Genomic DNA, 21,149 nt, shown 5'->3' with positions numbered 1-21,149 from the left:
CGACCGCGGCCCCGGGGGCCGGATGCCCTACGGCGTCCGGCCTCTTGCCGTATCCGGCCGGGCCGAAGATGATCGCGGTGGGCCCGGCGATCCCGGGCGAATCATGAGGAGACAGTGATGTCGCAGCCGATGTCGCACATGCCCGAGGACGGTCCGGAGACCCCGAACCTCGACTTCAAGGGCACCACGCCGTACGAGGACTACGTCCAGGCCGACGTCCTCACCCACCTCCAGCACCCGCTCTCTGACGATCCCGGCGAGATGGTCTTCCTGGTGACCACACAGGTGATGGAGCTGTGGTTCACCGTGCTGGTCCACGAATGGACCACGGCCGCGCGGGCACTGCGCGAGGACGACCTGCCGACCGCAATGGCGGCGCTCGGACGCAGCACGCATGAGCTGGAGTCGCTCAACGCCTCCTGGCGGCCGATCTCGCATCTCACCCCGGCGCAGTTCAACTCCTACCGGGCGGCGCTCGGCGAGGGCTCCGGCTTCCAGTCGGGGATGTACCGGCGGCTGGAGTTCCTGCTCGGCGAGAAGTCCGCCTCCATGCTCGTGCCGCACCGCGGCACGCCGCGCGCCCACGACGAGCTGGAGAAGGCGCTGCAGGAGCCGAGCCTGTACGACGAGGTGCTGCGTCTGCTCCACCGCCGCGGCTACGCCATCCCGACGGCCGTGCTCGAACGCAACCCGGCGCTGCGGTACGAACCGGATCCGCAGGTCGAACGGGTCTGGCAGCAGATCTACGCCGGTGACCAGGACAGCGAACTGGTCCGGCTCGGCGAGGCGTTGACCGATGTCGCCGAGCTGGTGTGGCGCTGGCGCAACGATCACCTGGTGGCGACCCGGCGGGCGATGGGCGCCAAGACGGGCACCGGCGGCTCCGCGGGTGTGGCGTGGCTGGAGAAGCGTGTGCAGAAGAACCCGTTCCCGGAGATCTGGACGGCCCGTAGTCATGTCTGAGGCAGTGAGAGAGCTGGGGGAGAAGGCCGCGCTGCTCGACGCCGCCGATGAACTGGCCAAGGTGCGCGACCGCTTCGTCCTCGAGGACGACGTGGTCTACCTCGACGGGAATTCGCTCGGGGCGCTGCCGCGAGGCGTTTCCCGGCGTCTCGCCGACGTCGTGGAGCGCGAATGGGGGCGGTTGCGGATCCGCTCGTGGGACGAGAGCGGCTGGTGGACGGCACCGGAGCGGGTCGGCGACCGGATCGCGCCGCTGATCGGCGCTGCGCCCGGCCAGGTGGTGGTCGGCGACTCGACGAGCGTGAACGTCTTCAAGGCGCTCGTCGCCGCGGTGCGGCTCGCGGGGGAGGGGCGCGACGAGATACTCGTCGACGCGGCCACGTTCCCCACCGACGGATACATCGCCGCCTCCGCGGCACGGCTGACCGGGTGCACCCTCCGCGCGGTGGACGCCAGTGCAATGGCGGCACAGGCCGGTCCACGCACTGCCGTGGCGCTGGTCAACCACGTCGACTACCGCACCGGGCGGCTGGGTGACCTGCCCGGCACGACCCGGGCCCTGCACGAGGCGGGAGCCCTCGCCGTCTGGGACCTCTGTCACAGCGCGGGTGCGCTGCCGGTGGCGGTCGACGCGGACGGCGTGGACATGGCCGTTGGCTGCACGTACAAATACCTCAACGGGGGGCCGGGGGCCCCTGCGTACCTCTACATCCGCCGCGATCTGCAACCGCGTTTCGACTCGCCGCTGCCCGGTTGGAACTCGCACACCGACCCGTTCGCGATGCGACCGGGGTACGAGGCGGCCGACGGCGTGGTGCGCGGCCGCGTCGGCACCCCCGAGATCCTCTCGCTGCTCGCCCTCGACGCCGCGCTGGAGGTGTGGGACGGGGTGCGCATCGAGCAGGTGCGCGCCAAGAGCCTCGCGCTGACGGACTTCTTCCTGGAGTGCGTCACGCGGCTGGTGCAGCCGGGCCGGGTCGCATCGGTGACCCCTGCCGAGCACGCCCTGCGCGGCAGCCAGGTTTCGCTGCGCTGCGAGCGGGCCGGTGAGGTGATGGGGGCGCTCGTCGAGCGCGGGGTCGTCGGCGACTTCCGCCCCCCCGATGTGCTGCGCTTCGGCTTCACGCCGCTGTACACGCGCTTCGTCGATGCCTTGCACGCGTCGCGCGTGCTCGCGGATGTGGCGGCCGGGGCGGAGTGACGGATGACCTCCACGGATGCCGAAGAGATGGCGGCGGCCCTCGGTCGCCGGCCGGTCCCGCCGGATGCGACCGTGGCCTACGGCGGTCACCCCGACCAAGTCATCGACCTCTACGCGCCACATGACGCCGTGCCCGGGCGGCCCGCGCCGCTCGCCGTGCTGGTGCACGGCGGCTTCTGGCGCCAGGAGTACGACCGTGTCCACGCCTCGCCGTTCGCCGGCCGCCTCGCCGCAGCGGGCTTCGCAGTCGCCTCCGTCGAGTACCGCAGGGTGGGCGGAGCAGGGGGTTATCCGGAGACGCTCGACGACATCGCCGCGGCCGTCGACGCGGTGGCCGAGGCGGCCGTGAAGTCGCTCGGAGCCGGCGTCGCCGATCCTGACTCGGTCGTGCTCACCGGGCACTCGGCCGGTGGCCATCTCGTGCTGTGGTCGGCAGCCAGGCACCGGCTGCCCCAGGATGCGCCATGGCATCGCTGTCTCCCCCTCCCCGTGCGCGGTGTCGTCGCCCTTGCGCCGGTCGCGGACCTGCGGGCCACGGTCGACCTGGCGCTCGACGACAACGCCGCCGTCCAATTCCTTGGCGATGCCGGACGGTTGGCACAGCGGCTGCCGCACGCCGACCCGGCGGGACTGCTGCCGACCGGTATCGCCACGACCATCGTGCACGGCACCACTGACAGCACGGTCCCGCCGCAGGTCGCGGAGGGTTTCGCGGCCACGGCGGAGGCGGCGGGCCAATCCGTCCGGCGGGTGTGGCTGGACGGTGTCGGGCACTACGCGCTGATCGACCCGGACACCGCCGCCTGCGCAACGGTGGTCGATGAGCTGCGGCGGCTCGTCGGGGTTCCGGGCGCTGTCAGACCCCGGTCGTAGTCTTCGGACATGAACGCCATGGACTTCGACCCGTGGAACCCGGCCTTCGTCGCCGACCCCTACCCCGCGTACGTGCAGTTGCGCGAGGAGGGGCGGGTGCACTGGTACGAGCCGAGCCGGCAGTGGCTCGTCCCGCACTACGCGGACGTCAGCGCGCTGTTGCGCGACCGCCGTCTCGGCCGTACCTACCTGCACCGTTTCGGCCACGAGGAGTTCGGCCGCACCGCGCCACCGCCCGAGCACGAGCCGTTCCACACCCTCAACGGCAACGGGCTGCTCGACCTCGAAGCCCCCGACCACACCCGCATCCGGCGGCTGGTCTCCAAGGCGTTCACCCCTCGCACCGTCGAACGGCTGGTGCCGACCGTCGAGCGGATCGCCGCCGGCCTCGTCGACGACCTGCTCGCGGACGGTGGCGGTGATCTGCTCACCACCGTCGCGGAGCCTCTCCCGGTCGCCGTGATCGCCGAGATGCTCGGCATACCGCCCGCCGACCGTGGTCTGCTGCGCCCCTGGTCGGCCGCGATCTGCGGGATGTTCGAGCTCAACCCGGACGAGGAGACCGCGCGCCGGGCGGTCCGGGCGAGCCGGGAATTCTCCGCCTATCTGCGAGAAGTGATCGCCGAGCGCCGCAAGCACCCCGGGGACGACCTGATCACCGCCCTGATCGCCGCCCATGAGGAGGGGGACCGGCTCAGCGAGCAGGAGATGATCTCCACCTGCGTGCTCCTTCTCAACGCGGGCCACGAGGCGACGGTCAACACCACCGCGGGCGGCTGGTGGACGCTGTTCCGCCACCCCGACCAGCTCGAACTGCTCCGCGCCGCGCCGCAGATGCTGCCCACCGCGATCGAGGAGCTGCTGCGCTTCGACACACCGCTGCAGATGTTCGAGCGATGGGTGCTCGACGACATCGAGGTCGACGGGACCACTGTCCCCCGCGGCAGTGAGATCGCCCTGCTCTTCGGCTCCGCCAATCGCGATCCGGTCCGCTTCCCCGACCCCGACCGCCTCGACCTCGCACGCGCCGACAACCCGCACATCAGCTTCGGCGCCGGCATCCACTACTGTCTCGGCGCGCCGCTCGCCCGTATCGAACTGACGGCATCGTTCTCCGCGTTGATTCGCCGGGCGCCCACCCTCCGGCCGGTCCGCGAACCCGAGTGGGCGTCCGGCTATGTCATACGCGGCCTGAAGGAGCTGCTGGTCGAGGTGTAGGGCGGGCGCCATCACCCCATGTCACGGTGGCGCAGGGCGGCGAGTCCGGATGCCGTCAGCGCCGCGGTGAGCACGAGCAGCCACAGCAGCGGTGTCGCGGTCGCCGGTGCAGTCGGCACCTTCGGCAGGTGGGTGAAGGCGGACAGATCCAGCACCCAGCGGCTGAGCTTCAGCAACGGCCCGTAGAGCCCGATGGCGAGCGTGAGCGAGGCCGCGCTCCAGCTCGCCATGGCCATCTTCGGTGCCGCTCCGAGGATCAGTACGGCGAGGGCGCCGACGAACAGCACCGCCGGCAGCTGGACCAGCCCGGCCCCCGTCATGCGCGGCACCTGCCCGCTCACGTCGCTGACCGATGCCCCGTAGCCGATGCCCATGGCGATCCCGCCGGCGACCATCAGCACCACCGAGCCCGCCGCCGCGATCACCAGATGGCTCGCGGCCCACCGCAGTCGTCCCACGGCGGTGGCGAGCACCGGCTCCGCCCGGCCGTCCGACTCCTCGCCGCGCAGCCGCAGCACGGCCTGGACGATGTAGACGGCAGCGAGCATGCCCAGGAAATTGATCATGGCGGCGAGGAAGGAGTCGACGAGGCTGTGCGTCCCGCCCAGATGGTTGATCTCGTCGGCGATCGACTTGTTGGTCCTGCCCAGGTCTGCGATGCCCTTGCCCGTCGCCCCGAACACCAGGCCCGACACGGCGTAGCCGAAGGCCCAGCCCCACAGCGATCCGCGCTGCAGCCGCCAGGCCAGTCCGTAGGCGCCGCGCAGCCGCCTCCCGGCCCGCTCGGGACCGGGCCGCGACGGCAGCAGACCGGCGTCCAGGTCGCGCCCGGCCACGAGCGCGTAGGCCGCCGTGACGAGAAGCACGATGACGCCGGCGAAGAGTGCGAGCACCCACCACCGTTCGTGCGCATACGGATGCAACCGCTCCGCCCAGCCGAGCGGGGAGAGCCATGCGACCCACTCCGGGCCGCCCGGCGCCGCGGCGTCTCCCGTGGCCCGCACGAGGAAGGCCACGCCCAGCAGGGCGCCCGCGATGCCCTTGGCGGCCCGGGCGCTCTCGGTGAGTTGTGCCGTGACCGCCGCGACGGCCGCGAAAACGCACCCCACGGCGCCGAAGGCGAGTCCGAACGCCACCGCGCCCACGGCGCCTTGGGTGAGCAGACCGAGCGTGATGAGCAGCGCAAGCAGCAAGGAGGCGCCGCATCCCGTGATCAGCGAGGCGGTCAGCGGGGCCCGCCGCCCGACGACGCCCGCACCCACCAACTCCAGGCGTCCGGCCTCCTCTTCCTCGCGGGTGTGGCGCACCACGAGCAGCAACGTCATCAGACCCGCGAGCGCGGGCCCCATCGATCCCATGCGCCAGGCCGTGAGGCCGCCGATGCTGGTGCCGTACACCGGTCCGTAGAGCGCGCGCAGCGAACCGTTGGCGGCCATGCTCGCGGCGAGTGAGGCGCGCCCGGCCTCCGTGGGGTAGAGGGTGCTGATCGACGATGCGGTCCCGATGACGATCACCGCGAGCGAGAGCACCCACGCCGGGATCATGATCCGGTCACGCCGCAGCGCCAGACGCACCAGGCTGGGCGTGCCCGTGAAGGTGCCCGTGAAGGTGCGCATCATGCCGTCGCCCCCGACGCGGCGAGGTCGTCCTCGTAGTGGCGGAGGAAGAGCTCTTCGAGCGTGGGCGGTGTGCTGGTCAGGCTCCGCACGCCCGTCGCGCTGATCTGCCGGAGCACCGCGTCGAGCTGGTCGGTGTCGACCTGCAGGGTGACGCGGTCGCCGCGGATGTCGACGTCGTGGACGCCGGGCAGCTGTGCGAGCCCGTTGGGCGGGCCCGCGAGCTCGGCGGTGATCGAGGTGCGGGTGAGGTGGCGCAGCCCGGTCAGGGTGCCGGTCTCGACCGTGCGCCCCTTGCGGATGATGCTGACCCGGTCGCAGAGGGCTTCGACCTCGCTGAGGATGTGGCTGGAGAGCAGCACGGTCCGGCCACGGTCGCGTTCCTCGCGGACGCACTCGCGGAAGACCGACTCCATCAACGGGTCGAGCCCGGAGGTCGGTTCGTCGAGGATCAGCAGCTCGGCGTCGGAGGCGAGCGCGGCGACGAGGGCGACCTTCTGCCGGTTGCCCTTGGAGTAGGTACGGCCCTTCTTCGTCGGATCGAGTTCGAAGCGGCGCAGCAGTTCCTGCTTGCGCCGCTGGTCGAGCCCTCCGCGCAGCCGTCCGAGCAGGTCGATGACCTCGCCGCCGGACAGGTTGCGCCACAGCGTGACGTCCCCGGGGACGTATGCCAGACGACGGTGCAGCCTGACCGCGTCGCGCCACGGGTCACCTCCGAGCAGCCTCGCCTCGCCCGCGTCGGGGCGCAGCAGGCCGAGGAGAACCCGGATGGTGGTGGACTTCCCGGCACCGTTGGGGCCGAGAAAGCCGTGCACCTCGCCTTCCTCGACGGTGAGGTCGAGCCCGTCGAGTGCGCGGATGCGGCCGAATGACTTGCGGAGCCCGACTACCTCGATTGCCTTCGCCATGATTCTGAACGTACGCTAGTTTCACAAATTTGTGAAGTTAAGGAACCGTATAGTGATCGCCATGTCAGACGACGAGAGGCGGGACGAGGAGCGGGACGAGGACGCGGTCGCCCGCTTCGTCGAGCGGTTCGCATCGGGGCTGGTCGAGGCGGGCATGCCGCGGATGCCGTCCCGCGTCTTCGCAGCGCTGCTCGCCTCCGATTCCGGAGCTCTCACATCGGCCGAGCTGGGCGAACAGCTGCGGGTCAGCCCGGCTGCCGTGTCGGGCGCGGTGCGCTATCTCGCACAGCTCGGGATGGTCGCCCGTGAGCGCGAGCCGGGCTCCCGCCGCGAGCGTTACAGCGTGCACAGCGACACCTGGTACGAGACCTTCAGCCGCCGCGACCAGATGCTCAGCCGCTGGGAGGCGACCCTGGCGGTGGGCGTCGAGGCGGTCGGATCGTCCAGTCCGGCCGGCCGTCGCCTCGCCGAGACGGCCGATTTCTTCGCGTTCCTGAAGAAGGAAGCGTCCGAACTGATGCAACGGTGGCGCGCCCAGCGCGAGGGGTGACGCGGCGGACGTCGGCCCGGGCACTGTCAGCGCGGCACTGTCACCCCGGCACCGTCGGCCTGGCACTGTCAGCGCGGTACTGTCAGCCGCCAGGCCCTCGGCTGCACCGTCCACGTACGCCTGCGCACCGGGCCCGCGTCCGATTCGTCCGCCCGGTAGCGGAAATCCCGCCCGGAGACGGTGAGGACCCGCGCACGCACCCTCAGCGGCCCCCGGCTCTCCGGGTGCCGTACGAAGACCTCCGCGAGGCCGCCTGCCGTGGAGCGCACCGACACCTCGTGCACCGGACGGTCCAGGTCGGCGAGGACCACACCGTCCGCCTCGACCCGCAGCCGGTGGCCCGCGCCGTCCCCGTTCGCCGCACCCGGCCCACCCGGACCGGGCCGGCCGAGCAGCGGCAGCGGCAGGGGAAGGGGCAGCGAGGGCAGCGGTGCGGTGAGTGCCCGTACCAGATTGCGGGCACCGCGCTCCAGCCAACGTCCCTCGGCCCGCCCGCACGCCTCCGCGCAGCCGCCGTCGCCGGCCTCGCCGGGGCTCCCGGGAATCCGCAGTGCGCCCACCACGATCCCGCCGCTGTCGTCCACCAGCAGATCAAGCGACCGCTCGGTCCCGCCGAGCACGGCCCGCGCCGCCGACACCGTCGACAGCGGCACGCCCAGCGCCCGCGCGAGCGCAAGCGCCGGCCGCTGCCCGACCGGAACCAGCGACAGCACGGCCTCGTCCAGCGCGCGCTCCCGGTGCAGTATGCGAACCGTCCGCAATAGGGCCCGGTCGTCGCCGACGACCACAGGACGCCGTCTGCCCCGGTGGGCCAGCGCCCGCTCCAGCTCCTCGTGCGATTCCGGAAGACAGATTTTCAGCGAGGGCGCGCCGGCCTGCAGGACGTCTTTCGCGATCCGCACGGATTCGCCGTCCATCGTGCGGGCAAGCGGGTCGATGACCACCAGTAGCGGGCGTTCGGCCGAGGCTGGAGCCGACACCTTCGTCCTTCCTCAGGTAAAATCTCGGTGCAAGAGCCCCTTGCGCCTTTGCGCCAGGGGCTTCGTCTATTCCGGGGCACCGGTTCGACGGCTCTTACGCACGTTGGACATGCCCCGCCCGGAAGGGGTGTACGCCTGTGCCCGCACTTGTGCTGCTCGGTGCTCAGTGGGGTGACGAGGGCAAGGGGAAGGCCACCGACCTGCTCGGTGGATCGGTCGACTACGTGGTGCGATACCAGGGCGGCAACAACGCCGGCCACACGGTCGTCGTCGGCGACCAGAAGTACGCGCTGCACCTGCTCCCCTCCGGAATCCTCTCACCGGGGTGCACCCCGGTGATCGGCAATGGTGTCGTCGTCGACCCGGCGGTCCTGCTCTCCGAGCTGAGCGGCCTCGACGAGCGCGGCGTTGACACCTCCAAGCTTCTGATCAGCGGAAACGCCCATCTCATCACGCCGTACCACCAGACGCTCGACAAGGTGACGGAACGGTTCCTTGGTAAGCGGCGGATCGGCACCACCGGGCGCGGCATCGGCCCCACCTACGCCGACAAGATCAACCGGGTCGGCATCCGGGTGCAGGACCTGTTCGACGAGTCGATCCTTCGCCAGAAGGTCGAGGCGGCGCTGCACGACAAGAACCAGATCCTCGTCAAGATCTTCAACCGCCGGGCGATCTCCGCCGACCAGGTCGTCGAGGAGTACCTCGGCTACGCGGACCAGATCAAGGACTACGTCGCCGACACCACCCTGGTGCTCAACCAGGCGCTCGACGAGAACAAGGTCGTCCTCCTCGAAGGTGGCCAGGGCACGCTCCTCGACGTCGACCACGGCACGTACCCCTTCGTGACCTCGTCCAACCCGACCGCCGGGGGTGCCTGCACGGGCTCCGGTATCGGCCCCACACGTATCACCCGCACCATCGGCATCCTCAAGGCCTATACGACGCGCGTCGGCGCCGGTCCGTTCCCGACCGAGCTGTTCGACGAGGACGGCGAGGCGCTGCGCACCATCGGCGGCGAGCGCGGTGTGACCACCGGCCGCGACCGGCGCTGCGGCTGGTTCGACGCGGTGATCGCGCGCTACGCGACGCGGGTCAACGGCCTGACCGACTTCTTCCTCACCAAGCTCGACGTGCTCACCGGCTGGGAGCAGATCCCGGTCTGCGTCGCGTACGAGATCGACGGGAAGCGGGTCGAGGAGCTGCCGTACAGCCAGAGTGACTTCCACCACGCCAAGCCGGTCTACGAGATGCTGCCGGGCTGGAGCGAGGACATCACGAAGGCGAAAAGCTTCGAGGACCTGCCGAAGAACGCGAGGTCCTATGTGAAGGCGCTGGAGGAGATGTCGGGGGCGCCGATCTCGGCGATCGGCGTCGGCCCCGGCCGTGACGAGACCATCGAGATCAACTCCTTCCTGTAAGCACAGGCTGCAAGCCGGCACGCGCCCGCTCGCGCCGACACTGTGTCGGCGCGAGCGGCTCGGCGCATACAGGTTGTCCATTAACGGCCGCCCGCCCCCTACCTACGCTGGAGCCATGACCCCTCACGCCGATCCCGAGGCAGGCGCCGCCGTCAAGGCGGCCGACCGCGCGCATGTCTTCCACTCCTGGTCCGCGCAGGCCGCGATCGATCCGCTCGCCGTTGCCGGTGCGGAAGGTTCGTATTTCTGGGACTACGACGGCCACCGCTATCTGGACTTTTCATCCCAGCTGGTGAACACCAACATCGGCCACCAGCACCCCAAGGTGGTCGCCGCCATCCAGGAACAGGCGGGCAGGCTCACCACGCTCGCGCCCGGCTTCGCAGTCGACGTGCGCTCCGAGGCTGCGCGGCTGATCGCCGAGCTGACCCCGGGCGACCTGAACAAGATCTTCTTCACCAACGCCGGCGCCGAGGCGGTCGAGAACGCGGTGCGCATGGCGCGGCTGCACACCGGCCGCCCGAAGGTGCTCAGCACCTATCGCTCCTACCACGGCGCCACCGCTGCGGCGATCAATCTGACGGGTGATCCACGGCGTTGGGCCTCGGACACCGCCACGGCCGGGGTCGTGCACTTCTGGGGTCCGTTCCTCTACCGCTCGCCGTTCCACGCGACCACCGAGGAAGAGGAGTGCGAGCGCGCCCTGAAGCACCTCGATGACCTGATCGCCTTCGAGGGGCCGCAGTCCATCGCCGCGATCATCCTGGAGACGGTCGTCGGCACGGCGGGCATCCTCGTCCCGCCGCCCGGCTACCTCGCGGGTGTGCGCGAGATCTGCGACCGGTACGGGATCGTTTTCATCCTCGACGAGGTCATGGCGGGGTTCGGTCGTACGGGGGCATGGTTCGCCGCCGACCACTGGGGCGTGACTCCGGACCTGTTGACCTTCGCCAAGGGCGTCAACTCCGGTTATGTACCGCTGGGCGGCGTCGCGATATCCGAGAAGATCGCCGAGACCTTCGCCACCCGCCCGTACCCTGGCGGCCTGACCTACTCCGGACACGTGCTGGCCTGCGCCTCCGCCGTGGCGACGATCAATGCGATGCGCGAGGAGAAGGTCGTCGAGAACGCCGCCGAGATCGGGGAGAAGGTCATCGGCCCCGAGCTGCGCGACATCGCCGAGCGGCACCCATGCGTCGGGGACGTGCGCGGCAGGGGTGTCTTCTGGGCGGTGGAGCTGGTCAAGGACAAGGCCACGCGCGAGCCGCTGGTCCCCTACAACGCGGCCGGTGCCGACAACGCGCCGATGGCGGAGTTCGCTGCCGCGTGCAAGCGGCGCGGCCTGTGGCCGTTCGTCAACATGAACCGCACCCACGTCGTCCCCGCGTGCACGATCACCGAATCGGAGGCCAAGGAGGGCCTGGCGATTCTCGACGAGGCGCTGACGGTGACCGACGCCTACTGCGCCTGACAGCGCGCCCCCAGCGGCAGGAGCGACGGCCGGGCTTTGCCCGGCCGTCGCCTTTTGTATGCGTGCTCGCCGTCAGAGATCTGTCAAGGGTTCCGATAAATGCGAGGGGTCCGCTCGCCGCAAGCGGTACAATCGTTGGGAGCGACGACGATTATCCTAAGAATCGCAGGTCGTTGCCATCAGATAGGCCGCACACGACAACAGAGGGAAGCGAACAGTCATGGGGACGCGGGTCATCGTCGGAGTCAGCGGGTCGCTGAGCAGTCTGGCGGCCCTGCATCACGCGATGGACGAGGCGCGCCGCAGGGACGCACTGCTCGTCCCGGTCCTGGCCTGGACCCCGCCCGGCGGCGAGGCCGCCTACCGTCGCAGCCCCTGCCCGCCGCTGCTGAAGCAGTGGGAGCAGGCCGCCGTCCAGCAGCTCGACACCGCCTTTGAGCAGGCCTTCGGCGGTTACCCGGACGACGTGCGCATCCGCCCGCTCACGGTGCGGGGCGAACCCGGCCCCGCTCTCGTCGACGCGGCCGACCACCCCGGCGACATCCTCGTGGTGGGCACAGGCAAGCGCGGCAACCGTCTGCAGCGTCTCTTCCGCGGCTCCGTCAGCCGCTACTGCCTCGCCCGCGCGCGCTGCGCCGTCACTGCCGTCCCGCCCTCCGACCTCATGGCGGAGCTCGGACGCGTGCCGCGCCTCGGCGACCCGATGAAGCTGCTGGCGAAGGCGCACACCTCCGTCGGCTTCTGATCCTTCGGCTGCCGGGCCCAAGGGCTGATCGGGCTCGCCGCCCTCGCATATCTTGTGGGGTGGCGAAGTCCGGCGAAGGGAGACCGGATGTCCGGCGTTACGGGCAGTACCGGCAATTCGGGCAGTACGAGTAGTACAGGCGGTGCAGGCGGTACACCGGTGCGGCGCAGCAGCCTGCGACAGCAGCTCGCCGACGCGCTGCGCGACGAGATCGTCACCGGTCGCCTCGCCGCCGGACGGCGCTTCACGGTCAAGGAGATCGGCGAGCACTACGGCGTGTCCGCCACTCCTGTGCGCGAGGCGCTCGTCGACCTCGCCGCGCAAGGGCTGCTCGACGTCGAGCACCACCGTGGCTTCCAGGTGCACGAGTTCACCTACCGCGACTACCGCAGCATGGTCGAGGCCCGCATCCTCGTCACCGACGGGATCTTCCGCCGGATCGAGACGGGCGGGATGGGACACATCCCGGAGCCGGCGCTGGCGTCGGTGCGGCGCAGGGCGGAGGCGGCGTCGAGTGCCGCGCGGGCCGGAGCGCTCGACGTGCTCATCGGCTGCGACCTGCGTTTCTGGCGCGAACTCTGCGCGCTTGCCGGAAATCCCCAGGTGAGCGAATTCCTGGACCGACTGCGGGTCCAGTCGTGGGTGTTCGGGGTTCCCTATCTGCGTGCAGAAACGGATCTTTCCGGGCTGTGCTGGGCCGAGCACGTGGCACTCGCCGACGCCGTACGCGACGGCGACGCCCAGCTGGCGGTGCGCATCGTCACCTCGTACAACGAGCACTCGCTCGCGCTGATGGAGAAGCTCGCCGGGCGGCACTCCTGACCGAACGCGGTCAGGCCACTACGCTAGGCGTCCCGATCACCCTCAATCCCCGGGAGTTCGCCTGTGGCCTGCGACTTGTGGCTGGTCCCCCTCGTGGACGTACTCTGCCACAGCCCTGACAACCCCTTCGCCGACGAGATCGCGGCCTACGACAAGGCACTCGGCGAAGCGGGCCTGCCGCCGGTCCCGGTCTACGGTTACATGCCGGGCCTGTCGGGCGATGTCGCGCCGGTCGCGGGATTCGACTACGACGCACTGCACTTCCTGCGCAGGGCGCACATGCTGCGGCTGTGCGGGCTCGAGGTGACCCCGGTCGACGAACTCGGCAGTGACTACGAGCAGTTGCTGGAGATGTTCGAGTCGGCCGCGCAACAGTCGCACCTGGTCTGGCACTACGACCACGCCGGCGCGTACATCCCCCTCGACTTCCCCGTGCCTGTCGCCAACGACGAACTGCTGGCGGGAAGCGGCCCCTTGGGGTCGTGTCATGGTCTGCTGCGGGAGCTCGAATCCGTGGCCCCGGCCATCGGCATCGATCCGGCCTGCCCGCCCGCGGCGCCCGCACCGCCCGCGCACCACACGACCCTCGAGGAGCCGGCCGCCCAACCCCCGGACGAAAACCACCCGTTCGCCCGTGAACGCCACGTATGGCTCGGACTGCACGCGGCCGCCACGCGTAGCCTGGCCCAGGGCTCGATGATCGTCTTCAGCTAGTGGAGCCAGAGGAGCTCGAGGAGCTCGTGGACGGTGCCGGCAGCCGACGCCGGCCGGTTCCGGTCAGCGGCCGGGGCCCTCGGGAGGGCGCTGACGCGGCATGTTGGGGCGGTTGCCCGGCGGCAGCGGGAACCGGTGCTGCTGCTGCCCGCCGTCGCAGTGCCGCCCCCAGCCGACGAGCGCCTGTGTGTGCAGCGGTGCGGGGCCGGCGCGGAACTCCACCATCCAGTCCATCGTTTCGTCCCGCACCAGCTCGGAGACGTCCTCGCAGAACCGGCGCAGCACAGCGAGGCAACGTTCCGCCGCCTCGCTTGCGGTGCCCTCGGTCGGGCCGAGCACCTCCCGCACGCTCTCCGACGCCCAGTCGAAGCGCAGCGCTTCGAGCCTGCGCTGCACGGCCTGCGCCGTCGCCACGTCCCGCATCCAGCCGGACGTCAGCCCGAACCACCGGTCAATGCCGACGCACGCCACGGCGACCAGCAGCCACACGTACCCCCAGCGCGCCAGGCCCGGCTGCCCGTCCGCCAGCCCCAGCAGCGGCAGCCCCACGCCCGCGGCCGTGCCGAGCACGGCGCCCGCCCTCAGCACCCGTGCGACCCGGCGCTTCCAGAGGCGGTCGCCGAGATACCACTCGATCGTGCGGATGGCGCCGTCCTCCGCCCAGCGGTAGAGCTCGTCGAGCCGGGCGGCCGGATGCCCCCAGTCCCCGAGTGGGAACGGCACACCGTGCAGATCCCCGCGCGGGGTGCGGCGCGGCGGGCGCCACGACGGGCGCCGGGGGTTGCCGTTCACCCGCCACCAGGCCCTTGCGGGCCTGCCGTCGGCGCTGTCCCCGTCGTCGTGCCGACCGTCGCGGCCATCGCGGCCCTCTCGTCCGTCTCGCTCGTCCCTTCCTGTCCTCGCCTGCCAGCCGAGCGGCCCGATCCCGTGGCCGCGCGGGCTTCCGTCCCGAGGGGCCCCCTCGGGGTGCTTGTCCGGTTGGCTCACCAGCGAACTCCCTCGCACCCTCGCAGTCCGATCACGCCTCACGCCCGAAACCCCCTTCTTACCGCCGAACGGCTGACCGTGTGCGCGGGGTCAACGGAAAACCGCCCGAAGGAGCCGCGCCATCAGGTAGAGGGCGCCATGCAATCCACCCGAAAGTGTGACGCGAGTGCTGCCATGCGGTTTCCGGGGACGGCTCGTTCGGGCGCACCCGGCGGGCCGTAGGCTGGGGCCCGTGAAGCTCCTAGTCATCGGTGGCGGCGCCCGCGAACACGCCCTGTGCCGTGCCCTCTCCCTCGACCCCGACGTGACCTCGCTGCACTGCGCGCCCGGCAACGCCGGAATCGCGGAGATCGCCGAGCTCCACGCCGTCGATCCGCTCGACGGCGCCGCCGTCGCCGAGCTCGCCGCGGAGCTGGGCGTCCAACTGGTCGTCATCGGCCCAGAGGCGCCGCTGGTCGCCGGTGTCGCCGACGCCGTGCGCGCCCGTGGCATCCCGTGCTTCGGCCCGTCCCGCGAGGCCGCACAGCTCGAAGGATCGAAGGCGTTCGCCAAGGACGTCATGGCCGCGGCCGGCGTGCCCACCGCTCGCTCATACGTCTGCACCACGCCCGAGGAAGTCGATGTGGCGCTCGGCGCCTTCGGCCCGCCGTACGTGGTGAAGGACGACGGGCTCGCCGCGGGCAAGGGGGTCGTCGTCACCGAGGAGCTCGACACCGCCCGCATTCACGCGCTCGCCTGCGACCGCGTCGTGATCGAGGAGTACCTCGACGGCCCTGAGGTCTCGCTCTTCGCGATCACCGACGGCGAGACCGTCCTGCCGCTGCAGCCCGCGCAGGACTTCAAGCGGGCCTACGACGAGGACGAGGGACCGAACACCGGGGGCATGGGCGCGTACTCGCCGCTGCCGTGGGCCGACCCGAAGCTCGTCGACGAGGTGCTGGAAACGGTCCTCCAGCCCACAGTCGACGAGATGCGCCACCGGGGCACACCGTTCTCCGGGCTGCTCTACGCGGGGCTCGCCATCACCTCGCGCGGAGTGCGGGTGATCGAGTTCAACGCGCGCTTCGGTGACCCGGAGACGCAGGTCGTGCTCGCACGGCTGAAGACCCCGCTGGCGAGTGTCCTGTTGAACGCCGCGACCGGGAGCCTGCACGACGAGCCTTCGCTGCGCTGGAGCGACGACGCCGCCGTCACGGTGGTCATCGCGTCCCACAACTACCCGGGGACGCCGCGCACCGGTGACCCGATCGAGGGTCTGGACGCCGTGAACGACGATCCTCACGCGTACGTGTTGCACGCGGGAACCAGGCGTGAACCGGACGGCCGCGTCGTGAGCGCCGGTGGACGTGTGCTGTCGGTCACCGCGGCAGGACCCGACCTGGCCACAGCACGGGAGCGCGCCTATGCGCGAGTGGCCCGGATCCACCTGGACGGCTCACACCACCGCACGGACATTGCGTACGCGGCGGCGCAGGACATCGCCACCGCGCAGAGCAGCTGAAGCCGGATCTGGTTCCCGGCTTTGACCAAAGCCATTCCATCGGGTGAGGGGATGCCTTATCCGGCTGACGCGGGGCTGGCACCCAACTAGGGTGCCGCGCAAGCGGCCTGCGGGAGACGTCGCCGGTTCCTCCGTGGCGCCCACCGAGGGCTTCAGGCAACTGGCCGTACGGACATTGCGTTGTCAGTGGGCGGTGCCACAGTGGGGGCATGAGCAACGCCGTCGGCGTCCCGTCCGTTGCGGGGCCGTCTCAGCTAGGGGGTGAACAGCTCGGTGGCCGGTGAGGATGCAGCCCGTACCCGCGCCCTCGCGGTGCTCCGCATTCGCGGTGCCGCGCTGGCCGTCGCCCTGCTGCCCGCAGCTGTGGCGGTGGTGCTGCTGGTCGGCGGAGCGACCGGGCGGATCGGCGGCGCGGGATGGGATGCACTGCGCTGGGCGGTGGTCGCGGGCGCGCTGATCGTGCTGCTGCTCGCCGGAGGCGTTGCCGCAGTGATCGCACGGGCCCGGCCCGCGGTGAGCCCCACCGTCCCGGTCGCCGAACAGGCCGCGCCCGAGCTGTACCGGATGGTCCGCGACCTGGCGGGCCGGCTCCAGGTGCCGGCGCCTTCGGCGATAGAGCTCACGCCCGACTGCGACAGCTGGCTGGAGGACCGCAGTCACCGGCGCCGCGGCTCCGGTCGCGACGGCCCGGCCACGGCGTTCGGCGGGGCGGCGAGCGGAGCCCCGCCCTTGCGGGGGATACCGCGGCGCGCGTCGCAGGCACCGGTGCTGGTGATCGGATCGCCGTTCATGTGGTGGATGCGGGTGGCCGAGCTGCGCGCCCTGCTGGCACCCGTCGTCGCCGGTACGGGCCCGTCCGCCGACCCCGACATAGCCGCGGCACGCCGCTTCGTGCGCGGCTTGGACGCGGCCGTCGCGGTCGCCGCTCAGGGAGCGGCCCCCGCGGTCACCGGCGGCGGCCGGGACGGTCCACGCGCGCCGGGGGCCGCGCTGGCCGGGCTGGTGCGCAGACCTGGGCTCGCCTTCATCGGCTGGGTCGCCAGACTCCTGCTGCGCGGCTGTCGGGGCCACGTCGCCGAGATGGAGCGCGCAGTCGCCGCGGCGGCCTCGGAGCGCGCCCAGGCCGTCGACTACGGCCTGCGGATCGTCGCCCAGGAGCAGGTGGGCCTCGCCTACGCGGGCTGGGACCGGCTGCTGACCCGTGTCGCACTGCCTGCCTGGCGGATGGGCCGGTGGCCGTCCCGGCTCGACGCGGGCGTCGTCTCCGCCCTCACCGAGCTCTCCCGCCGCGACCGGCTCGCCGAGGGGTTCGAGAGCCGTCTGGGCGAGCGGCCCGCGTGCGATCTGCTCGAAGAGCCCGGCGCAGTGGACGAGGCCGCGTCCCTTCTCGCCGCCCGGCTCTTCCACGGCGGACCGTCACGGCCGGGTCCCGACTGGTCGCCCGTCGCCTGGGAGGAATACCCCGAAGAGGTGGTGGACCGCATATGGCGCAGCGAGGCCGCCCGCCTCCACCGTGTGCTCGACGAACTCTCCCCGCACCCCTCCGACACGCGGCTCTCCGACGGCCCCGCCAAGGCCACACTCGCCCGTGTGCTCGACCGGCTTTCGCAGGGCGGCAGTGAGGAACTCGCCGCCAGGATCAGCGCCCACCAGCAGCGCGAGGAACGCGAGGAGCGGGAGCGCGACGCCGCCTCCGCCACCCCTGCCGCGCCGTCGGCGACCTCGTTCGGCCCGGACGGCGAACCTCCGGCCCCCGTCTACGAACTGCTGCCGCCGCGCACCGGCCGCGAACTGCTCACCGACCACGTCACCGCGATGGTCTGCTGCGCCGCCGTGGACACGGCGGGCGCGGCTCCCGGACTCGACTGGCTGGACGGCCCTACCCTGCTCATCGGTGGTGCCCGCCGCTCCGACCTCGCCCGGCCGGTTCTGCGTCTGGTGGAGCACGGTGACGCGGGACCGCTGCGCGCGTGGCTGACAGCGGTCGGCGTGCGCCTGGAGAAGCCCGTACGTCTTGTGTGATGTCTCGTGTGACGTGATGTCCCATGTGACGTGACGCAACGAAAGACACGGGTGACCGGAATCCGCCTTACCCATAGTTAATCTGTTCAGATAATTAGCCACGAAGGGTGACGGATAGGGTGCGTTGTGTGATGTGCTGGCTACAGACACCAGAGGACACCTCCCGCCGTCGGCAGGGGGACCACCCGACCCGGCGATGATGCGAGGGAGGGGACATTCATGGGAACGGACCGCCATGCCGCGGCAGCGGCCGGTTGCCACCGTCGGCGCTGGGACTCCGGAGCCCTGGCGCACGCCGTGACGGACCCCTTCGGCCAGGGCCCGCTGCCCTGGCTGCGCGAAAGCGAGCAATATCTCGACGACTCCGGCCAGTTGCTGCCCTGGTACGTCGATCCCTCCGTCATCGACAGCCTCGACGGTAGCGACGGTAGCGACGGCATCGACGAAATCGGCGCCACGGCCGACGGCCGCGTCCCCGCCCCGCGCTCGGCCCACCACCGCGTCCCGGGCCCGCGCAACGCCGACGACGTCCACCTGCAGATCAAGGGCTTCGTCTCGCCCGGCTCCATCACCCCCGGCGGCTCGGCCGACTTCCACATCACCGTCGACCCGCCCCAGCAGTTCAGCGTCGACATCTACCGGATCGGTCACTACGGCGGCGACGGCGCCGCCCACATCACCACCAGCCCGAGGCTCTCCGGCATCGTCCAGCCGCCGCCCCTCGCCGCCGGCCGCACGGTCTCCTGCCACCACTGGTGGCTCTCGTGGCGGCTTCAGGTGCCTTCGTACTGGAGCACCGGAGCCTACGTGGCCGTGCTGACCACCGCCGACGGCTACCGTAGCCACATCCCGTTCACCGTCCGTGACGAGCGCACCGCCGACCTGCTGCTGATCCTGCCCGACGTGACCTGGCAGGCGTACAACCTCTACCCGGAGGACGGCCACACCGGTGCGAGCCTCTACCACGCGTGGGACGAGCAGGGCCGGCTGCTCGGCGAGGAGGGCGCCGCCGTCACCGTCTCCTTCGACCGCCCGTACGCCGGCGCCGGGCTCCCGCTGCACGTCGGCCATGCCTACGACTTCATCCGCTGGGCGGAGCGCTACGGCTACGACCTGGCCTACGCCGACACCCGCGATCTGCACGCGGGCCGCATCGACCCCACCCGGTACCGCGGTCTGATCTTCCCCGGGCACGACGAATACTGGTCGGTGCCGATGCGCAGGGCGGTCGAACGCGCCCGCGCCTCCGGCACCTCGGCCGTCTTCCTCTCCGCCAACACCATGTACTGGCAGGTGGAGTTGGGCCCGTCCCCGACCGGGGAGCCGGACCGGCTGCTCACCTGCCGCAAGCGCCGCCGCGACCGCCACGGCCGCACCGCGCTCTGGCGGGATGTGGGCGAGCCGGAGCAGCAGCTGATCGGCGTGCAGTACGCGGGCCGGGTCCCCGAACCGTCCCCGCTCGTCGTACGCAATGCCGACCACTGGCTGTGGCAGGCCACCGGCGCGGGCGAGGGGGACGAACTGCCCGGCCTGGTCGCCGGTGAGGCTGATCGTTACTTCCCGCGCACCGCGCTGCCCGAGTACACCGGGCGGATCCTGCTCGCCCACTCGCCGTACCAGGACACCTCGGGGGTGCGCCGCCACCAGGAGACGTCGCTGTACCGGGCGCCCAGCGGGGCGTACGTCTTCGCCTCCGGCACCTTCGCCTGGTCGCCCACGCTCGACCGCCCCGGCCACGTCGACCCGCGCATCCAGCGCGCCACGGCCAACCTCCTCGACCGCATCTGCAAGAGCGACTGAACAAGAGCGACCGAACAGAGCGACCGAACAGAGCGACCGAACAGAGCGACTGACCCGCATGGCGCGGCTGCCCACCCCATAAGCGAGAATCGAAGCGCTTGGACCACACCACGGGGAGGAACCGTGTCCGGATTCGTCGAAAAGCCCGAGCCCGTACAGGTGCCGGGCTTGGTGCACCTGCACACAGGGAAGGTGCGGGACCTGTACCAGGACGCGGCCGGGCACCTGGTGATGGTCGCCAGCGACCGCGTGTCCGCCTACGACTGGGTGCTGCCCACCGAGATCCCGGAGAAGGGCCGGATCCTGACCCAGCTGTCGATGTGGTGGTTCGACCAGCTCGCCGATCTCGCGGCCAACCACGTCATCTCCACCGACGTGCCGGACGGCGCCCCCGCCGAGTGGGAGGGCCGCACGATGGTCTGCCGCTCGCTGCGGATGGTGCCCGTCGAGTGCGTCGCCCGCGGCTACCTCACCGGCTCCGGTCTTGCCGAGTACCGCCGCGACCGCACGGTATGCGGGCTCGCCCTCCCCGAGGGCCTCGTCGACGGGTCCGAGCTGCCCGCCCCGATCTTCACCCCGGCAACGAAGGCCGAAGTCGGCGAGCACGACGAGAACGTGAGCTACGAGGAGGTGGCCCACCGGATCGGGGTGGAGACCGCCGCGCAGCTGCGACAGATGACGCTGGCGGTGTATTCGCGGGCGCGGGACATCGCACGGGAGCGGGGGATCATCCTCGCGGACACAAAGTTCGAATTCGGCCACGACGGGGACGAGTTGATCCTCGCGGACGAGGTCCTCACCCCGGACTCCTCGCGCTTCTGGCCGGCCGATCTCTGGGAACCGGGGAGGGCGCAGCCCTCGTACGACAAGCAGTTCGTGCGGGACTGGCTCACGTCGTCGGAGGCGGGGTGGGACCGTGCTGCGGACCAGCCGCCGCCCGCGCTGCCGGAGCGCGTAGTCGAGCAGACCCGTGCCCGGTACGTCGAGGCGTTCGAACGGCTGACGGGGACGCCCTGGGCCGGGTGAGTGCTCGCGCGCCGGCCCGGTGTCGTGGCGTGACCGGGCCGGCTCACGTCCCCGGGGGCACGTGCGCTGTCGCGCCGTGCGGGGCCGGTGCCGCTCTGGGGTGCCTCGGCCCTCGAGCTCGAACGTCGCGTGAGCAGTTTGTGCGCCGTGGAGTTGTTCTCGTCGCCTGCGGGGGCACCCCTACGCGTCCCCTGCGGTTCGCCGGCGGATGCGGTCCGGTGGAACATTGCGAAAAGGAGAAAGGCCCCAGTCGGTGACCGGGGCCTTTCGGGAGTGGAGCGGACGACGGGATTCGAACCCGCGACCCTCACCTTGGCAAGGTGATGCTCTA

General features: G+C 71.2%; 18 protein-coding genes. 14 read left to right on the top strand and 4 right to left on the bottom strand.

Features of this window, described 5'->3' with window-relative positions:
• Positions 1-117 precede the first annotated feature (117 nt).
• The 4 genes from NGB36_RS13905 to NGB36_RS13890 are packed head-to-tail and all read left to right on the top strand — an operon-like array spanning position 118 to position 4,255.
• Positions 118-963, top strand: a complete 846-nt coding sequence (locus NGB36_RS13905; RefSeq protein ID WP_255920562.1) for a tryptophan 2,3-dioxygenase family protein — start codon at positions 118-120, stop codon at positions 961-963.
• A complete protein-coding gene (gene kynU / locus NGB36_RS13900) occupies positions 956-2,164 on the top strand; it encodes a kynureninase (protein WP_255920561.1) in 1,209 nt (402 codons plus the stop codon). The genes NGB36_RS13905 and kynU overlap by 8 nt, the downstream gene beginning before the upstream one ends.
• Before the next feature lie 3 nt (positions 2,165-2,167).
• Positions 2,168-3,037 (top strand): alpha/beta hydrolase family protein, encoded by an 870-nt coding sequence (locus NGB36_RS13895; protein ID WP_255920560.1) that lies wholly within the window; start codon positions 2,168-2,170, stop codon positions 3,035-3,037.
• 9 nt (positions 3,038-3,046) lie between these two features.
• A complete protein-coding gene (locus tag NGB36_RS13890; RefSeq protein WP_255920559.1) occupies positions 3,047-4,255 on the top strand; it encodes a cytochrome P450 in 1,209 nt (402 codons plus the stop codon).
• An 11-nt stretch (positions 4,256-4,266) separates the two neighbouring features.
• Here the strand turns inward: NGB36_RS13890 and NGB36_RS13885 are convergent, their stop codons facing one another.
• Together NGB36_RS13885 and NGB36_RS13880 are read right to left on the bottom strand one after the other, a co-directional pair.
• Positions 4,267-5,874, bottom strand: coding sequence for an ABC transporter permease (locus NGB36_RS13885; RefSeq protein WP_255920558.1), 1,608 nt, complete (start codon positions 5,872-5,874; stop codon positions 4,267-4,269).
• Entirely contained in the window at positions 5,871-6,779 is a 909-nt protein-coding gene (locus NGB36_RS13880) for an ABC transporter ATP-binding protein (protein ID WP_255920557.1), read from the bottom strand. Before NGB36_RS13880 ends, NGB36_RS13885 begins: the two co-directional genes overlap by 4 nt.
• 61 nt (positions 6,780-6,840) lie before the next feature.
• Between NGB36_RS13880 and NGB36_RS13875 the strand changes: the two genes are divergently transcribed.
• Positions 6,841-7,329, top strand: a complete 489-nt coding sequence (locus NGB36_RS13875) for a GbsR/MarR family transcriptional regulator (RefSeq protein WP_255920556.1) — start codon at positions 6,841-6,843, stop codon at positions 7,327-7,329.
• 68 nt (positions 7,330-7,397) lie between these two features.
• Here the strand turns inward: NGB36_RS13875 and NGB36_RS13870 are convergent, their stop codons facing one another.
• The gene (locus NGB36_RS13870) at positions 7,398-8,273 is read right to left on the bottom strand and encodes a diacylglycerol kinase (protein ID WP_255920721.1); all 876 of its coding nucleotides are present in this window, start codon (positions 8,271-8,273) and stop codon (positions 7,398-7,400) included.
• 173 nt (positions 8,274-8,446) lie between these two features.
• Here NGB36_RS13870 and NGB36_RS13865 point away from each other — a divergent pair, with 173 nt between their 5' ends.
• The 5 genes from NGB36_RS13865 (at position 8,447) to NGB36_RS13845 (ending at position 13,482) form a co-directional block, all read left to right on the top strand.
• Entirely contained in the window at positions 8,447-9,730 is a 1,284-nt protein-coding gene (locus NGB36_RS13865; protein WP_255920555.1) for an adenylosuccinate synthase, read from the top strand.
• A gap of 115 nt (positions 9,731-9,845) precedes the next feature.
• The gene (locus NGB36_RS13860; RefSeq protein WP_255920554.1) at positions 9,846-11,201 is read left to right on the top strand and encodes an aspartate aminotransferase family protein; all 1,356 of its coding nucleotides are present in this window, start codon (positions 9,846-9,848) and stop codon (positions 11,199-11,201) included.
• A gap of 220 nt (positions 11,202-11,421) precedes the next feature.
• On the top strand, positions 11,422-11,946 hold the full coding sequence (locus NGB36_RS13855) for a universal stress protein (RefSeq protein ID WP_255920553.1): 525 nt from the start codon (positions 11,422-11,424) through the stop codon (positions 11,944-11,946).
• Between the two features lie 87 nt (positions 11,947-12,033).
• Positions 12,034-12,768, top strand: coding sequence for a GntR family transcriptional regulator (locus tag NGB36_RS13850; protein ID WP_255920552.1), 735 nt, complete (start codon positions 12,034-12,036; stop codon positions 12,766-12,768).
• 63 nt (positions 12,769-12,831) lie between these two features.
• Complete coding sequence (locus NGB36_RS13845; RefSeq protein ID WP_255920551.1) at positions 12,832-13,482, top strand: putative DNA-mimic protein; 651 nt, start codon at positions 12,832-12,834, stop codon at positions 13,480-13,482.
• Positions 13,483-13,545: 63 nt separating this feature from the next.
• On the opposite strand, the gene NGB36_RS13840 is transcribed toward NGB36_RS13845, so the two are convergent.
• Entirely contained in the window at positions 13,546-14,274 is a 729-nt protein-coding gene (locus NGB36_RS13840; protein ID WP_255920720.1) for an SLATT domain-containing protein, read from the bottom strand.
• Positions 14,275-14,701: 427 nt separating this feature from the next.
• On the opposite strand from NGB36_RS13840, the gene purD reads away from it, so the two are divergent.
• From purD to NGB36_RS13820, 4 genes are all read left to right on the top strand, one after another.
• On the top strand, positions 14,702-15,970 hold the full coding sequence (purD, locus tag NGB36_RS13835; protein WP_255920550.1) for a phosphoribosylamine--glycine ligase: 1,269 nt from the start codon (positions 14,702-14,704) through the stop codon (positions 15,968-15,970).
• Between the two features lie 273 nt (positions 15,971-16,243).
• Positions 16,244-17,992, top strand: a complete 1,749-nt coding sequence (locus NGB36_RS13830) for a hypothetical protein (RefSeq protein ID WP_255920549.1) — start codon at positions 16,244-16,246, stop codon at positions 17,990-17,992.
• Between the two features lie 219 nt (positions 17,993-18,211).
• Complete coding sequence (locus NGB36_RS13825) at positions 18,212-19,792, top strand: N,N-dimethylformamidase beta subunit family domain-containing protein (protein WP_255920548.1); 1,581 nt, start codon at positions 18,212-18,214, stop codon at positions 19,790-19,792.
• Between the two features lie 123 nt (positions 19,793-19,915).
• Positions 19,916-20,818 carry a phosphoribosylaminoimidazolesuccinocarboxamide synthase gene (locus NGB36_RS13820; protein WP_255920547.1) on the top strand — a complete coding sequence of 301 codons (903 nt, stop codon included), beginning with the start codon at positions 19,916-19,918 and terminating at the stop codon, positions 20,816-20,818.
• The last annotated feature ends 331 nt before the right edge of the window (positions 20,819-21,149 follow it).

This window comes from Streptomyces humicola, from assembly GCF_024436035.1.
Taxonomy (GTDB): Bacteria; Actinomycetota; Actinomycetes; order Streptomycetales; family Streptomycetaceae; genus Streptantibioticus_B; species Streptantibioticus_B humicola.
This window is presented reverse-complemented; position numbering and strand designations above follow the sequence as displayed.

Excerpts from the sequence above, each read along its gene's own strand:
- NGB36_RS13905 (WP_255920562.1), top strand. The coding sequence starts at position 118 with ATGTCGCAGCCGATGTCGCACATGCCCGAGGACGGTCCGGAGACCCCG.
- kynU (WP_255920561.1), top strand. The coding sequence starts at position 956 with ATGTCTGAGGCAGTGAGAGAGCTGGGGGAGAAGGCCGCGCTGCTCGAC.
- NGB36_RS13895 (WP_255920560.1), top strand. The coding sequence starts at position 2,168 with ATGACCTCCACGGATGCCGAAGAGATGGCGGCGGCCCTCGGTCGCCGG.
- NGB36_RS13890 (WP_255920559.1), top strand. The coding sequence starts at position 3,047 with ATGAACGCCATGGACTTCGACCCGTGGAACCCGGCCTTCGTCGCCGAC.
- NGB36_RS13885 (WP_255920558.1), bottom strand. The coding sequence starts at position 5,874 with ATGATGCGCACCTTCACGGGCACCTTCACGGGCACGCCCAGCCTGGTG.
- NGB36_RS13880 (WP_255920557.1), bottom strand. The coding sequence starts at position 6,779 with ATGGCGAAGGCAATCGAGGTAGTCGGGCTCCGCAAGTCATTCGGCCGC.
- NGB36_RS13875 (WP_255920556.1), top strand. The coding sequence starts at position 6,841 with ATGTCAGACGACGAGAGGCGGGACGAGGAGCGGGACGAGGACGCGGTC.
- NGB36_RS13860 (WP_255920554.1), top strand. The coding sequence starts at position 9,846 with ATGACCCCTCACGCCGATCCCGAGGCAGGCGCCGCCGTCAAGGCGGCC.
- NGB36_RS13855 (WP_255920553.1), top strand. The coding sequence starts at position 11,422 with ATGGGGACGCGGGTCATCGTCGGAGTCAGCGGGTCGCTGAGCAGTCTG.
- NGB36_RS13850 (WP_255920552.1), top strand. The coding sequence starts at position 12,034 with ATGTCCGGCGTTACGGGCAGTACCGGCAATTCGGGCAGTACGAGTAGT.
- NGB36_RS13825 (WP_255920548.1), top strand. The coding sequence starts at position 18,212 with ATGGGAACGGACCGCCATGCCGCGGCAGCGGCCGGTTGCCACCGTCGG.